This window comes from Serratia proteamaculans, assembly GCF_946227095.1.
In the GTDB taxonomy this organism is placed as follows: Bacteria; Pseudomonadota; Gammaproteobacteria; order Enterobacterales; family Enterobacteriaceae; genus Serratia; species Serratia proteamaculans_E.
The window spans coordinates 110,721-125,621 of the sequence record NZ_CAMISV010000002.1 but is presented as its reverse complement, the minus strand read 5'-3'; the positions used below and the strand labels follow the sequence as shown (position 1 = coordinate 125,621).

Here is a 14,901-nt window from a genome sequence, read left to right as displayed (position 1 = left end):
GTGGCCAGGCGGGAAATAATGTTGTCGAATTGTGAGAAGGATCGTCTCGCCCCTGCGGTTATCGTCGCGCAGGTTTACCGGTGAGCAATATGACGTCGTTCACAAAAGCCCGGCTATGGCGGATTGTATTGCCGTGTGACCCCGGTTACTCTTAACCGGTGTTCCCCTAAAGATAAGTGACTGATGTTTTGAAGAATGATGAGATCACTGCCACCAAACGCAAAAACGACCCTGTTGGCCTGAAGCAGCGCATTTTCGCTGCGGCACTGACCGAGTTCGCCGAGGCAGGCCTGAAAGGCGCCCGCATGGAAAACATTGCCGAGCACGCGGCGACCACCAAACGCATGGTGGTTTATCACTTCAAGACCAAGGAATCACTGTACCTGGAGGTGTTGGAACACGTATATCAGCACATCCGTGCGCACGAAACGGGGTTGGATCTACAGGCATTACCGCCGGTGGCGGCCATGACCAGGCTGGTCGAGGAAAGCTTTAATTACCATGCGGAGCACCCCGACTTCATCCGGGTGATTTGCATGGAAAACATGATGCGCGGCCAGTATATCCGCCAGTCGCCACGGATTAAGGCATTGAACCAGAGCGCCCTGACCCTGCTGGAAGATATTTTGCAGCGCGGCAAGCAAGAGCGAGAGTTCACCCCGGACGCCAGCGCCACAGATGTGCATCGTTTGATCAGCAGCCTGTGTTTCCACTACGTCGCCAACCAGTACACCTTTAATACGCTGTTTGAAAACCATGAACCGCAGGAAGATCAGGCTCGGCACATCCGTCGGTTAGCCGTCGTGGCAACCCTGCGTTATTTGGCTCTGTAAGCACTGCCTCTGGAGACCATGATGACCAAGACCTCTGCCGGCGAAGAGATCGCCGCGCCTGATAGCTCACTGTCCGCCGCCAGCGGTGATCCGTTCAAGGGCGATCCCAATTTTATGGCGTCGCTGGCCCGGGGGCTTGAGGTGATCCAGGCTTTTACCCCGCAACGCCGGTTGATGTCGATTTCGCAAATCAGCCAGAAAACCGGCATTCCGCGCGCTGCGGTGCGCCGCTGTCTGTATACGCTGAACAAGCTGGGGTTTGTCTACGCGCAGGATGGTAAGAATTTTGAGCTGCGCCCACGCATTCTGACGCTGGCTCATGCCTATCTGGGTGCCACACCGCTGGCGAAAGCCACCCAGCCGGTGCTGAAACACATCAGCCAGTTGCTGAATGAATCCTGCTCTATCGCCACGCTGGATGGCGACAATATTCTGTATATCGCCCGCGCCTCTGCCGAACGCATTATGACCATCGACCTGAACATTGGCAGCCGCCTGCCGGCATTCGCCACCTCGATGGGCCGGGTGTTATTGAGCCATTTGCCACTAGATAAGCGTGAGGATTACCTGCAACGCATCACTCTGATGCGCTATACGCAATACACCATTGGGTCCGTCGACAAACTGCGTGACGAACTGGATAGGGTTCGCACGCAGGGTTATGCGATTAACGATCAGGAGTTGGAAATCGGCCTGCGCTCCATCGCAGTACCGATTTCCTCGGTCAACGGCGGCGTCACGGCCGCGTTAAACGTGGGGGTGCAGGCCGGTCATGTCCCACTGAACGAACTGACCGAGCGTATCCTGCCGATCCTGCTGGAAGGCGCGCAGGAGCTTTCACTGCTAACGCATTAAATCGACTGCTGCGCGGTGGCCAAATACTTGGTCATTTCCGCCTCGGGCACCATGCCGCCGCCGGTGGCCCACACCAGGTGGGTGGCATTGTTCATTTGTTCTGCATTTAGCCCCTGGCTCGCCAACCATTCGGCATCTGCCGTGACGCGCCATGGCCCCGGCATGCCTGCCAGCGCCGAAGGTTCGAGCTGAATATGCTCATGGCTGTCCAGCAGCCCCAGCAGTGCAAACATCTCGCGGTCACTGAGAGTGTAAAAACCGGAAAGCAACCGCTCCATGGCCCGACCGACAAAGCCGGATGCGCGCCCTACCGCCAGCCCGTCCGCCGCAGTCTGATTATCAATACCCAGATCCTGTACCGCGATGCCATCGTGCAGGCCGGTATGCACCCCCAACAGCATGCAAGGTGAATGCGTCGGTTCGGCAAAGATGCAGTGTACGTGATCGCCAAAGGCCAGTTTCAGCCCAAAGGCCACCCCGCCGGGCCCGCCGCCGACGCCGCAAGGCAGGTAAACGAACAGCGGGTGCTGAGCATCCACCCGGACGCCGCTGTCGGCAAACTGTCGCTTCAGGCGACCACCGGCCACGGCATAGCCCAGGAACAGCGTCTGTGAGTTCTCATCATCGATAAAGAAACAGCGCGGATCGCTCGCCGCCTGCAAACGGCCCTGTTCCACGGCAACGCCATAATCTTGCGCGTACTCCACCACGTTGACGCCATTCTCACGCAGCTTTTGCTTTTTCCATTCGCGGGCGTCGGCCGACATGTGCACGCTGACGCTGAAACCCAACCGGGCGCTGATAATGCCGATCGACATCCCCAGATTACCGGTCGACCCCACGGCAATGCGGTAACCGCTGAAGAATTCGCGGAACTCCTCCGAGAACAAGCTGGCGTAGTTATCCGTCAGTTGCAACAGGCCCGCAGCCAGCGCCAGTTTTTCTGCATGCGCCAGCACCTCGTAGATACCGCCACGCGCCTTGATCGAGCCAGAAATCGGCAGATGGCTGTCTTTTTTCAGCAGTAAACGGCCAGCCAGCGTCAGGCCATAGCGCTGATCGAGCGCAGTTTGCATCGCAGGAAGGGCGACCACTTCGGACTCGATCACCCCGTGGGTGGCTCGGGTTTCCGGGAAGGCGGCACTCAGATAAGGGGCAAAACGCGCCAGCCGCTGTTCTGCATCACTCACGTCGCTGGCGTCGAGCCCCACAAACGGCAGCCCGACCTGCAAAGTGGTCGCTCGCGGGTTGAACCAGGTCACCGGTTTAAGCTCGATCAGTTCCTGCACCAGCGGGAATTGCGTAACCAACTGCTGAATCTGTGTCTTTTCCATGATTGTTCTCTGCGCTGCATAAAGGTTAGCCCTAGGGTGCAGCGATTTGCTCAGGCTGACAAATGATAAAATTTCAGCCTTGGGTGAGCAGTATTGATGCAAAAAGATGATTTGCGTCAATTTCTCGCTCACATTGACGGATTAGGTGACAGTGAATCATCTTAAGTACCCCGTAGCCAAAAAGAGGCTACGGGGCATTAACGCACCGAATCTTACCCGCGAGCCGCTGCTTCCATGTCTTTCTCAAACCACAGGTGTTGGGTGATTTTCACGATATCCCCTCCGCTACTGGTCCAGAATAGTTTCGAAGCCGCCGAAAATCATGCGTTTACCGTCAAATGGCATTTGATCGCCGAATGCCTTCATCCGCGGGTCGCTCATCATTTTCTGACTTGCAGCATCACGGACCTCTTTTGACGGATATTCTATCCAACTGAACACCACCACCTCGTCGGCTTCAGCCTTAACCGCGCCGCGAAAATCGGTGACTTTTCCATCAGGAACATCATTGCCCCAGCATTCGACGATCCGCGTAGCACCGAACTCTTTAAACAACGGTGCCGTCGCGGCGGCCAGTTTTTTGTACGCCTCCTTATTCGCGGCCGGCACCGCCACTACAAAACCTTCTACATATTTCATCGGGGTGTCCTCTTGTCAGTTCGACAGTCGGGTTGGCACCGGCGGAGCTGCCTGCGCCCTCTTCCATTTTAGACCCCATTAGCGGGGTCAACCATTAAGGGTTCCGTTTGGTGAGGCAGTGATCCCCCTGGCCGCCAGGGTCTCTGTGCGGCGTCGGTTGTGCCGACCCGACCAGATAAATCCCTATGGCCAGGACGGTGGCCATACACGCAAGGGCCAGCGAAATCGCCAACATGCCGGTATCCCCGAATCTCTCGCGAAAACTGGCATAGCACGAGGGAGCCAGCGCCGACAGGAAAAAACCGGGCATCAGCAGTTTTCCCATACGACCGGCATACAGATGGGATTCAAACAGTGTCAATGGCAATGTCGCCCTGACCAGAGTGGACAGGCCGTTGATGGCACCATACCCGAGAACGAACAAACCGGTGCCCACAAGGGATGTCTGCCCCAGCAGGCTGATGATAAAGCAGCAAGGAAGTAATATCCCTACCACCAGGTTCAACCCCAGTGCCGATCCACGACTGCCCATAGCCACATCACCGAGGCGCGCGCTGACCTGTCCCACGCCCCATAATGCGCCGAGGAGTACCGGCAGACCGGCATTGGCCAGAATGAGAGGCAAGTGGGTTGAAATACCGGTTGCCAGGAAACCAAGCAGCGCCATCAATGCCGCATACAACCCGCCTTTCAGGCGGTCATGACCGGAGTGAGGAGCATTCGCCGCAGGCAGTCGGGGACACGCTTCAGGTGCCCCCTGAACATCTGGCAGGCAACCACACAGCATCATGCTTAACAAGGCGAACAAGCCGTAGCAGCCCACTCCCCACCGCCAGCCAAACAACTGCAGCAAAGTATCGCCAATGGGCCAAAAGACCACGGAAGCCAGGCCTCCGAGCAAAGTCACTTGAGCGATGGGTTTTCTGGCCGCGGTCCCGGCGAGACTCACCAGAACGGCAAAGGCCGCATCATAGAGCGATAGTCGCATGCCGATGCCCATCACCAGCCAGGCCAGGAAGTAAATGTCGACAGTCTGGCTCGTCGCCAGCAGCAGGCAGCCAAAACCATTCAGGAGCGCGCCGAGCTGCATGAGCTTTCGCCCCCCCATCCGCGTGAGCCATTGCCCGGACAGTGGAGAAACCAATCCCATGGTGGCCATAGCCAGCGTCAGACCTGAGAAGATTAGAGTTTCTCCCCACGCCGTGTCGTATGCAATAGCACGGCCATACGCCCCCAACAGATAGAAGGTAATACCCCAGTTAATTAACTGGGTCAGACCGACACACCAGACGATTTTACTGCTAAGCGGCGGTGTATTCATCCGGCAGGGTCCGCTAGCCTGGCGTGGCTTTCACCCAGAGCAGGTGGCATGTTCAGGGTATCGTCCCAACAGGCCGGTCCCAGCTCAACAGAGGTGGCGGAGGACCATAACCGCTTGCCCATCACCGGCTCAAGTTTTTCCGGATGAGCAAGCAGGAACGGCAACCCATAGTGTAAAGTGATGGAGATGTTCATTCAGTCCGTCAGAAGATGATATTTTTGTTTTATCGAGAGTAAATCACTCTCTCAGGTTCTTGTAGCGCCCGAATTTTATGTACTGCATAAGGAAAACTTTGGTGTGGGTAAACTCAATTTGGACCAGCTTCAGACGTTCGCTCAGGTTATCAAGCAAGGTAGCTTCTCCGGCGCGGGTGCCACATTGGGATTGACACAGCCAGCAGTGAGTCTGCAAATCCGGCAGTTAGAGCGGTCGCTCAATGTCAAACTCATCGAACGCGTCGCCAAGCGCATTCGCCCGACCGCGGCAGGCGCGGTGTTACTGGGGCATCGTCATCGCATCAATAGCGCGGTAGATGAAGCGTTGAGCGACATGGCCAACCATGCCAGCAACATCATGGGCAACGTGATCCTCGGTACGGGCGCGACAGCCTGCATTCACCTCCTCCCGCCGATACTGCGTGAATTGAAACATAGCTATCCGATGTTAACGGTCGGGGTCAGAACGGGAAATACCGATGATATGGTGCGGGCGGTGGAAGAAAACCGCCTCGATATTGCCCTGGTCACCCTACCGGCATCGGGCCGCAATGTGTTGATCACGCCTATTTTGCAGGATGAATTTGTGGCGATTTTCCCGGCCGCCGATCCCTCTCTGCCAACGACGTTCTCGCCTGACGCGTTAAGTGCCTACCCGTTTGTTGTTTTTGAATCCGGTAGCAGCACGCGCTTACTGATCGACGACTGGTTCAGACAGGCGGGGAGCTCAAACAACCCGATCATGGAGCTGGGCAGTATTGAGGCCATTAAAGAAATGGTATCGGCCGGACTGGGCTTCAGTATCGTTCCACGGATGGCTCTGGCGGGTAACACGGAAAATCCTGGCATCATACAGAGATCACTATCCCCCTCTCTTGAACGCACGCTGGGTATTGCGCTACGCCAAGATAAGCCCCTGACCAAAGGGCTTCAGAAAGTGATCAATCGTCTCAACAACCTGCAGCGCTAGTGCTTCATGGACGGCTAATGATCACCGCTCAGAATAAGACACAAGCTAACCCGGATAAGTGTTTTTCCGGGTTTCAAAGATCAGAGTCCATCCGTTGCAGCAGTTCTGGCGTGGCGACCCGGTTGCGACCGCTATTTTTGGCTTTGTAAACCGCCAGATCGGCGATTTTCAGCAGGTTGTCCAGATTTTGCCCGGTACCGCCGATGCAGGTGACCATGCCGATACTGACGGTGATCTGCAGCGGTGTGCCGGCGGGCATGGTGATAGATTCGATTTCAACCCGGCGACGCAGGCGCTCGGCCAACAACAGCGCGTCCTGCAGCTGCGCTATCGGTGCAACGATCGCAAACTCTTCCCCCCCCATGCGGCCAAACAGGTCGTTATCACGCAAATCGGCAGTAATGGCACGGGTAAAAGACAGTAAAGCCGTGTCACCGCCAGCATGGCCAAAGCGGTCATTGATCGATTTAAAGTAGTCGATGTCCAGCATCATGATGCAGATCCGCTCGCCCTTCTGGCTCACCAGCCTGGTACCGCGTTGCATAAAGGCGCTGCGAGTCAATACGTGAGTCAGCGCATCATGATTCGCCACGTGCTCAAGTTTGCGCAGCAGTGCATTGCGGGCAAAGTTCATGCTGGCGACGGCAATCGGCCCCAGCGCCAATAGCGCCACGCCAAGGCGCATCGATACCGTATTCTGCAGCACTTTCATGTCGAGATTAGTGGTGATCAGGCCCAGATCGATCGCCAGATGGCACCATATCACATAGGCCAGCACGGTAATCATGGTGCTGAACAGGGAGAACGACATCGCCAGCCACAGCAGGATGGGCATCGGGAAGATCACCGCGCCAGGGCCGCCAATCAGGATGCTGCAGATACAGGCCAACAGCAGCAGGATTAACACCGCCATTTTTCTGCAGGTGCTGTACCACTGGCTACGTAAGGTGACCGACTGGCTAATGCTACGCAGATAGCCTTTCCAGTCCGCCGGGAAGGTCAGGATAAACGGCATCAGCGTGATGTAATTAGTGAACTCCGAAGACAGCCACAACGCCACTGAGGGTAAGTACTGACGATCAAACAGCAGCACCGAAGCCCCAGCCCCGAGGAGCCCCGTGGCGGTCGCACTCGCCAGGCAGGCGGCGAACAGAAAAATACTGGATGAGGTGCGTTCCAGAGTTCTTACCTGCGGCGATAAACGCATAAACAGATAAAACCCGACCGCCACGCCGGCGATATTGGCGCCATTGAGCAATATGGCTTTGCCGAGCGTGCTGCCGGTGATCAGGTCCGCGGCCAAATAGCCCAGCATCGCCATCACCCAGCCAACAGGACTGGCCATTGCCGGGTAACGTACCAGCACGGCCAACAGTACCGCATTGGTTGGCCAAAATAGCGCTAACAGACCGATGGGACGGCTTTCAATGCCAAACAGGCAGGTGACAAACACCAGCAGAAAAACCATCAGCGCAGGCTGAATTTTTGTGGCGACAGGTAACTCAGTGGTGTGCATCTTGCTTCCAGGGGCTTACGAAGAATACGGATAAAATCCTGCCGGCATGACGGTGGTCGAGGGCCCGTCCATCAGGTCTGGCGAAGCACATAAAGCGAGCGGCCAGACTGACATTATTGCTACTTTTCTCGAGTCGAGCACCTGTTAATTTAAAGTTTTAAAATATAATTATGTATCAAGCTGTAGCTCAGACGGCGACCGCCACAAACCAGACAAACATTCACTACCAAAATAGTACATATGCGAATTATAATGAAAATGATAATCGTTATTATTTATTAATTTGATATGGAATGGTATGCGCCAGGTAGAAAATCATCGTCTGTATAAAACTAAAAAACGTCAGGCTCTTCGCTCACTTCCCCTGCTCGTCAGTGTGTTACCGGCGCTGCCAGTAACCGCCGTACTGGCCGAGGATGACTCACTCACCGTAACCGCAGGCGCCTTGCCTGCTGAGAGCTACAGCGCCGATAGCGCGTCAACCGGCAGTAAAACCAATACCCCACTCAGTGAGGTGCCACAGTCCGTCAGCGTCGTTACCCCGGAAGTGATTAACGATTTTCAGGTCAAAAGCGTCAACGACGCCATGAAATTCGTCAGCGGTGTGACGCAAGGCAATACCCTTGGCGGCACTGAAGACGGTTTCGTCAAACGCGGCTTTGGCGTCAACTCCGACGGCTCGGTGTTTATCGACGGCGTCCGCAGCAATCAGGGATTGAGCATGGATGCCACCACCGATCGCGTTGAGGTGCTTAAAGGCTCGGCTTCGCTGCTGTATGGCATTCTTAGCCCCGGCGGCATCATCAATCTGATCAGCAAAAAACCACAGTACGACTGGAATACCCGCATCAGCGGCGCCACCAACAGCTTTGGCGGCGGTGGTGGTTCCGTCGATGTGACCGGGCCATTGGGTAACGGCTTTGCTTTTCGCTTTATTGCCGAACGGCAACACCAGGATTACTGGCGCAATTTTGGCACCGATGAGCATACGCTGATCGCCCCCTCGCTCAGTTGGTTTGGCGATAAGGCCGCCTTCAATATCGCCTACAGCGAGTATAAGTACGATATCCCTTACGATCGCGGCACTGCCTTTATCAATGGCAAGCCTGTCGATATCCCCTATAACCGCCGACTGGACGACTATGCCAACCATGCCTGGGGCAAGAACAAACGTCTGAACGCACACTATGAGTATGCACTGGACAGTACCTGGACCACCCGTTTCAACTATGCCTGGATGCAGCGCCGCTACGACAGTAACGAAGTGCGCGCCACGGCGATCAACACCACCACCGGCATCGTTTCACGCCGTGCGGACGCCAACCGTGGCTTCAACCATCAGACCGACTATTATTCCTGGGATCTGAACGGTTCCCCGGTCGCACTCGGCATGCAGCATGACCTGCTGATTGGCGTCGACTATGAGAAAAATGAAACCTACAAGGCCTATTCCTATCGCGGCAAGGTCTCGCAAACCTTCAATATGTATGACCCGGTCTACGGCGAAACACCGGTTACCAACAGCAGCACCTACAATGATGCTCTGAGTAATCTACGCAGCAGCTTGTACAGCCGCTCGGCCTACATCAAAGACAGCATTCATTTGACAGACCAATGGATAGCCGTTCTCGGCGCGCGCTACCAGTCTTACTACCAGAACAACAGTAACGGCTTCCAGAACCCGAAAAACACGCTGAATGACAAAGGGAACAAATTTCTGCCGCAGGCCGGTGTGGTGTATAAGCTGACCCCCGCTGTTTCGCTGTATGCTAACTACAGCCGGTCTTTCACCCCGTCGACGGCCGTAGATGACAACGGCAACGTTGCCACACCGGAAACCGGCACCACCTACGAGGTAGGCGGCAAATGGCAAGTGACCCCGGTGGTGGATGCCACGCTGGCGTTATACCGCATAGATGAAAACAACATGTCGATCTTTATCAACGGCGTGACCCGCAGCATTCCCAAGGCGCGATCTTCCGGTATTGAGTTGGAACTGAATGGCGAAGTCGCCCGCAACTGGGATCTGACCGCCAATTACAGCTACGACAAAACCGAGATTGTGGAAGATAACCTCAACCCGGATAACGTCGGTAACCGGCTGGTGAATGCCCCAACCAACATGGGCAGCCTGTATCTCAGCCACCGTATAACGCTGCCATTAGTTCCTGGTGATGTGCGGTTAGGTGGCGGTGGTCGCTACGTCGGCCGCCGCGCGGGCGATCCTGAAAACAGTTTTACCATGCCGGCCTACACCGTGGCGGATGCGTTTATCGCCTGGGACAGCAAACTGGTAGGTAAACACACTCAGATCAAGCTAAATGTTAAGAACCTGTTCAACCGCGAGTATTATGAATCCAGTGCGGGCAATCTGCGGGTGATTGAAGGCGAACCCCGCAGCCTGAGCCTGCAGGCAACGGTAGATTTCTGACAGAGCGTCCCCGGGCGCAGTTGGCCCGCGCCCGGGGAGAGTTAGCGGTTATTTCAGCTTAAGCATTTTCCCGAGCAGAACATCGGTTGATTCGAGCATATCCGTATCAATGCCTGCGGAAGGCGTGAAGGTCAATTCGCCAAAAATGGGTTTGCCGTTGTCGATATAAAAATCAACGCGGACAAATTCAAAGGGCTCAGACAATTTCTTGGCGTACTCAAACAGCGCGTCATAACCTTCGGGTTTCACAAAAGCCTCGATCTCTTGCTGGCTGAGCGCCAGACAATCCTGGCTGTAGCAAAGAAACTTAAAGTCTTTATCAAAAAAGTAATATTTCGGCATCTCGGTTTCTCTACCGACACAAAGTAATGTGCAGTAAGGAACACCATGGAAGCAGTATATTTTATAATCATCAGGGCCATGACCACCCGGTGACGCTATAAACTTCTCGCCTATTATTTTTTTATTGATCTTCTTGTAGTTTAACTCTGCATAGACCTTCCAGTAGTCCTCTTTCATCCAGCTTTCAATGGTTTTAGAGGCTTGTACGGTATCCAGTGACTTTTTATCCTGACAAATCAGGTTGTAACCAGAGCCGTGGTTGCCCTTAATCACAAACTTGTCAGGTAACGACTCCCACGGGATCTCATGAGCCGAATCACAGGCGAAGTAAAGCTCATTGAGTATTTCCTCACAGCCTTGCGCTTTCAAATACTCCCTGACGGCATATTTATCTGCACATTGCGTCACCAGCGCATTGTTACTGTAATCGTTAAGTTTGAGATAATTGATCTTCTCATTCCAGGTCATCGGCGGGTTTAGATTTAATTTTTTCCCGAACGCCTTTTGGTAGATAAATTTGGTTTTAAAGGTCGGCGCAAATGTAGCCATTTGATTCATGATAAATTTGTTAATGTGTTTTCTCATACAACCTGTCTTATCATTTGATAAAAGTAGTAAAACGGCTCCCGACAGGAACCCAAGAAGGTTAAAGCGATTGGCTGTTATTGCTCACTGCGCCATTGAATCATCGCCGGGGCCGTACTCAGATCAAATTGGCTGTTACCTAAAACCCGGTTGAGAATGCGGGCCGATCGCCAGGCCATCAGGCTGAGCTGAGGGTCAGCAATGCCGTGATGGTGCATGCTGGCGTTGACGGCAAACAAAGCATTCTCATGAACCCCTTCCCGCTCAAGGGTAAAATCAGAGGCAATGCGATATTGTCCATCCGCGTCGGTTAACACTCGGTCAGCCAGAGATTCAAGAAAGGCCGGGCGGGCCTGTTCATAGCCGGTAGCAAAAATCACCACGTCGGCATCAAGGGTCTCGCGCCCCTGATCAAGATGATGCTGCATCTGTAGCTGATAAGCATTGTCTGTGGCATTAAGGGCCGTAACGGAGCGACTGGGCAGCATTCGCACCCACCGTTTATCCCGAAGAACATCGAAGCGGTGATACATGGCGCGATAAATCGCCAAAAGCGACTCGCTGGTGATCCCATCTGAGGTCATTTTTTGTTCGCGCAGCATCTGTTGTTTGGCCGTGTTGCCGAGCGTGTAGAAGTCCTCGACATAATCGGGGGTAAAATACTCGTTAGCAAATGCAGCTTCATCAAGGGCGTTGTAGTTGTTACGCCGGGAGATCCAACTCAGCTGTTCCGGCTGGCCCCATTCCCCCTGAAAAACATTAAGGAACAGATCGGCACCGCTTTGACCGCCGCCCACAATGGCCACACGTTTTCCGCTAAGGTTTGGCTGACGAAACATCATTTCGCTGGCGTGAAAACATTGATCGTTTTGTTCGGTCACACAGTCGGGCAGTTTGACTTGCTTGCCAATCCCCACGCAGACATGTTTGGCGCGAAACACCTCATGCTGGGTGGTGACAACAAACTGCCGCTGTTGGTCATCAAACTCCACACGCTGAACGTCCTGGTTAAAAAGCAGTGAATCCAGGCCCGTTGCTGCCCAGCCAAGATAATCGGCAAACTCTTCACGTGACACGGTGCGTTGTTCTGTCGTCAGGAAACGGTAGAATTTTTTTCTTTTCACCAGATAGTTGAGAAAACTATAAGGGTTGGTTGGTGAAACGGCCGTCACCAAGTCCTTCAAAAAGTTGGTCTGCATACTGCAATCTGCCAGGATCATGCCTGGGTGCCAGGAAAAATGCGGTTTGCGCTCGAGGAATTTACAATTAAAACCTTCGATTTCGCTACCCAGCGCAGCAATACTGAGGTTGGACGGACCGATGCCAATACCGATAAAATCCAAACACTGGTTCATTGTGTGTGTGCTCCTGAATGTATATACTTACAGATATGTATTCTGTGATCTGGAAAGTGACAACCAAAATTTAAAAGATCAAAATGGCCACAACATCCCGTCATTTTATTTTCACAAAATCACGAACATATCTCGCCTTTGATTACTCATTTTTATTTAAATGAAAAACTTCGCGGAGCCATAAACAAGGAGCGCTTTGATAACGAATCCTCAGGAAATGAAAATTCAATGGGCAACAGAGGAATGGGTAACATATCCCTATGTTAATCTGTCTATTCCGCCCGGCATCATCCTTGATTAGACACAGCCAAATCAGAGTAGCGCTAAAGCTGCAAGCTGGCATGTGAAAAAAAATAATATTAAAGGAATAGGACGATTTGTTAATATGAAATTAAAAGTGAAATCGTAAAAAATCATAAAATTTCACTTAGATTTAGGCAACATTGCGATCAGAACACCGTCGGTGAATTTTTCACACCAAAAGGTAACTAAAATAAAACTATTAAATATCAATACAATGAAAGCATGTGATGACTGAAGAGTAAAAAGCAAACAGAATCCAGTACGGTTTCTGACCATTTACGCCATCGCATACGCCAGTGGGTGAGGTTTTAAATCCAGGGGGGATTTTTCAGATGTTTTTCTTATCGCAGTGCCTATATGGGGAATGTTTACCCTCACTCCCCAGCATTAAAATGGGGCAAGTCGTATATTTAATGATTCGTAAGGGAAGTCATTAATGGGGAAAGTTGGAGAATTAGAATAACTTTCCCACCAAATTAATTTAGGGTGGATATTAATCCATTTCGATATAAATCCCTACTGATAGATCCGCGCTTCATAAGGGCGAAGATTTTGTCGCTCACCTTCTTGAGGATAATTACTCAGTAACAACGCTCTTTTTTCCAACGACAAATCCTGAGCGTCAATTTGCTGAGTTTCAGCGCTCAGGTTACACAGTACCAACACTTGTCGCTCATCCTGGCTACGGGAATAGGCGTAAATATGCGGATGTGCCGCCAGTTGTAATTGGTAACGCCCGTAAACCCACAGCGGATCCTGCTGGCGCAGCTGGATTAACGCCCGGTAAAAATTCAGTACCGAGTCAGGTTCTTCACGCTGACGCGCCACGTTAATTTGCTGATAATTGGTATTCACCGCAAACCACGGCTTGGCAAGGCTAAAACCGGCGTTGGAGCTGTCGTCCCACTGCATCGGCGTGCGTGAGTTATCGCGTCCGCTGCGGCTGAGGAACGCCAGGATCTGCGCTTCCTCCATGCCCTGCTCCTGCAGTTTGGCGAAGCGGTTTCTGGCTGCAATATCGTTAAAATCGGCCAGACGGTTGAAGCGGGTGTTGGTCATCCCCAGTTCCTGCCCCTGGTAGATAAACGGCGTTCCCTGCATCAGGAAATACATCGCCGCGATGGCGGTGGCGCTTTCACGCCAATACTGCTTATCGTCACCCCATTTCGATACCACTCGTGGAATATCGTGGTTTTCAACGTACAGCGCGTTCCAGCCTTTCCCCTCCAGCAAGGTCTGCCAGCGGGTAAAGATGTTTTTCAGGCCCGGCACGTCAACCCCGGCGTCCGGCGACTGCTGATGGCTGGTTTCCCACAGTTTGACGTGTTCAAACTGGAAGATCATATTCAGGCGGCCATGCTGCTCGCCCACCCAGTCTTCGCCCTGCTCTGCCGAGGCTCCGTTCATTTCGCCCACCGTCATGATGTCATAACGGTTAAACACCTGTCCGCACAGGCCATCGACGTAATCCAGCAGCCCCTCGTAGTTAAGGTGTCGTTCGAACGACGGCACGTAGCGCAACCCTTGCGGGTTGGGCATGTCGGTCAGGCCCGGTTGTTTTTTCATATGACAGATGGCGTCGATACGAAAACCATCAATGCCCTTATCCAGCCACCAGCGCATCATGTCGTACAGCGCCGCCCGCACCTGCGGGTTTTCCCAGTTCAGATCCGGCTGGCGTTCAGAGAACAGGTGCAAAAAATATTGCTCGCTGCCGGCGTCATATTTCCAGGCCGAACCGTTAAAAATGCTTTCCCAGTTGTTGGGCTCCGCGCCGTTTTTGCCCTCGCGCCAGATATACCAGTCGCGCTTGGCGCTGGATTGAGATGACCGGGATTCAATAAACCACGGGTGCTCGTCCGAGGTGTGATTGACCACCAGATCCAGTATCAGCCGCATGCCGCGGGCATGCACCTCGGCCAACAGACGGTCAAAGTCCGCCATGGTGCCAAATTCCGTCATAATGGCCTGATAATCACTGATATCGTAGCCATTGTCGTCGTTCGGCGAACGATACATCGGACAGATCCAAAGCACGTCAATGCCCAGCCACTGCAAATAATCCAGCCGGGCGGTGATACCGTTCAAATCACCAATACCGTCGCCGTTAGAATCCATAAAGCTGCGCGGATAGATCTGATAAACCACAGCCTGTTTCCACCAACGTACCGTTTCTCCACCGTTCATGTCCCTGCTCCCTTA

General features: G+C 53.4%; 12 protein-coding genes. 4 read left to right on the top strand and 8 right to left on the bottom strand.

Annotated elements, in window-relative coordinates:
• Positions 1-188: 188 nt before the first annotated feature.
• On the top strand, positions 189-833 hold the full coding sequence (locus tag OC597_RS04295; RefSeq protein ID WP_261255778.1) for a TetR/AcrR family transcriptional regulator: 645 nt from the start codon (positions 189-191) through the stop codon (positions 831-833).
• Between the two features lie 21 nt (positions 834-854).
• On the top strand, positions 855-1,688 hold the full coding sequence (locus tag OC597_RS04290) for an IclR family transcriptional regulator domain-containing protein (RefSeq protein ID WP_261254055.1): 834 nt from the start codon (positions 855-857) through the stop codon (positions 1,686-1,688).
• Here the strand turns inward: OC597_RS04290 and dsdA are convergent.
• The 4 genes from dsdA to OC597_RS04270 all read right to left on the bottom strand — a co-directional run bounded on the left by dsdA (position 1,685) and on the right by OC597_RS04270 (position 5,176).
• Complete coding sequence (dsdA, locus tag OC597_RS04285) at positions 1,685-3,022, bottom strand: D-serine ammonia-lyase (protein ID WP_262207676.1); 1,338 nt, start codon at positions 3,020-3,022, stop codon at positions 1,685-1,687. The two genes, OC597_RS04290 and dsdA, sit on opposite strands and share 4 nt — an antisense overlap.
• A 285-nt stretch (positions 3,023-3,307) precedes the next feature.
• A complete protein-coding gene (locus OC597_RS04280; protein ID WP_261284668.1) occupies positions 3,308-3,661 on the bottom strand; it encodes a DUF1428 domain-containing protein in 354 nt (117 codons plus the stop codon).
• A 94-nt stretch (positions 3,662-3,755) separates the two neighbouring features.
• Positions 3,756-4,982, bottom strand: coding sequence for an MFS transporter (locus tag OC597_RS04275; RefSeq protein ID WP_262207674.1), 1,227 nt, complete (start codon positions 4,980-4,982; stop codon positions 3,756-3,758).
• Positions 4,979-5,176: a hypothetical protein gene (locus OC597_RS04270; protein ID WP_261254044.1), complete on the bottom strand. Its 198-nt coding sequence runs from the start codon at positions 5,174-5,176 to the stop codon at positions 4,979-4,981. Before OC597_RS04270 ends, OC597_RS04275 begins: the two co-directional genes overlap by 4 nt.
• A gap of 103 nt (positions 5,177-5,279) precedes the next feature.
• Between OC597_RS04270 and OC597_RS04265 the strand changes: the two genes are divergently transcribed.
• Positions 5,280-6,167, top strand: a complete 888-nt coding sequence (locus tag OC597_RS04265; RefSeq protein WP_262207671.1) for a LysR family transcriptional regulator — start codon at positions 5,280-5,282, stop codon at positions 6,165-6,167.
• Positions 6,168-6,240: 73 nt separating this feature from the next.
• Here the strand turns inward: OC597_RS04265 and OC597_RS04260 are convergent, their stop codons facing one another.
• Complete coding sequence (locus tag OC597_RS04260; protein WP_261254040.1) at positions 6,241-7,683, bottom strand: sensor domain-containing diguanylate cyclase; 1,443 nt, start codon at positions 7,681-7,683, stop codon at positions 6,241-6,243.
• 298 nt (positions 7,684-7,981) lie between these two features.
• On the opposite strand from OC597_RS04260, the gene OC597_RS04255 reads away from it, so the two are divergent.
• The gene (locus tag OC597_RS04255) at positions 7,982-10,114 is read left to right on the top strand and encodes a TonB-dependent siderophore receptor (protein ID WP_262207670.1); all 2,133 of its coding nucleotides are present in this window, start codon (positions 7,982-7,984) and stop codon (positions 10,112-10,114) included.
• A 48-nt stretch (positions 10,115-10,162) separates the two neighbouring features.
• Here the strand turns inward: OC597_RS04255 and OC597_RS04250 are convergent, their stop codons facing one another.
• The 3 genes from OC597_RS04250 to OC597_RS04240 all read right to left on the bottom strand — a co-directional run bounded on the left by OC597_RS04250 (position 10,163) and on the right by OC597_RS04240 (position 14,886).
• Positions 10,163-11,041 (bottom strand): ATP-grasp fold amidoligase family protein, encoded by an 879-nt coding sequence (locus OC597_RS04250; RefSeq protein WP_262207668.1) that lies wholly within the window; start codon positions 11,039-11,041, stop codon positions 10,163-10,165.
• Between the two features lie 77 nt (positions 11,042-11,118).
• Positions 11,119-12,396: a lysine N(6)-hydroxylase/L-ornithine N(5)-oxygenase family protein gene (locus OC597_RS04245; protein WP_261255777.1), complete on the bottom strand. Its 1,278-nt coding sequence runs from the start codon at positions 12,394-12,396 to the stop codon at positions 11,119-11,121.
• Between the two features lie 819 nt (positions 12,397-13,215).
• Entirely contained in the window at positions 13,216-14,886 is a 1,671-nt protein-coding gene (locus OC597_RS04240; protein WP_262207666.1) for a glycoside hydrolase family 13 protein, read from the bottom strand.
• Between the last annotated feature and the right edge of the window lie 15 nt (positions 14,887-14,901).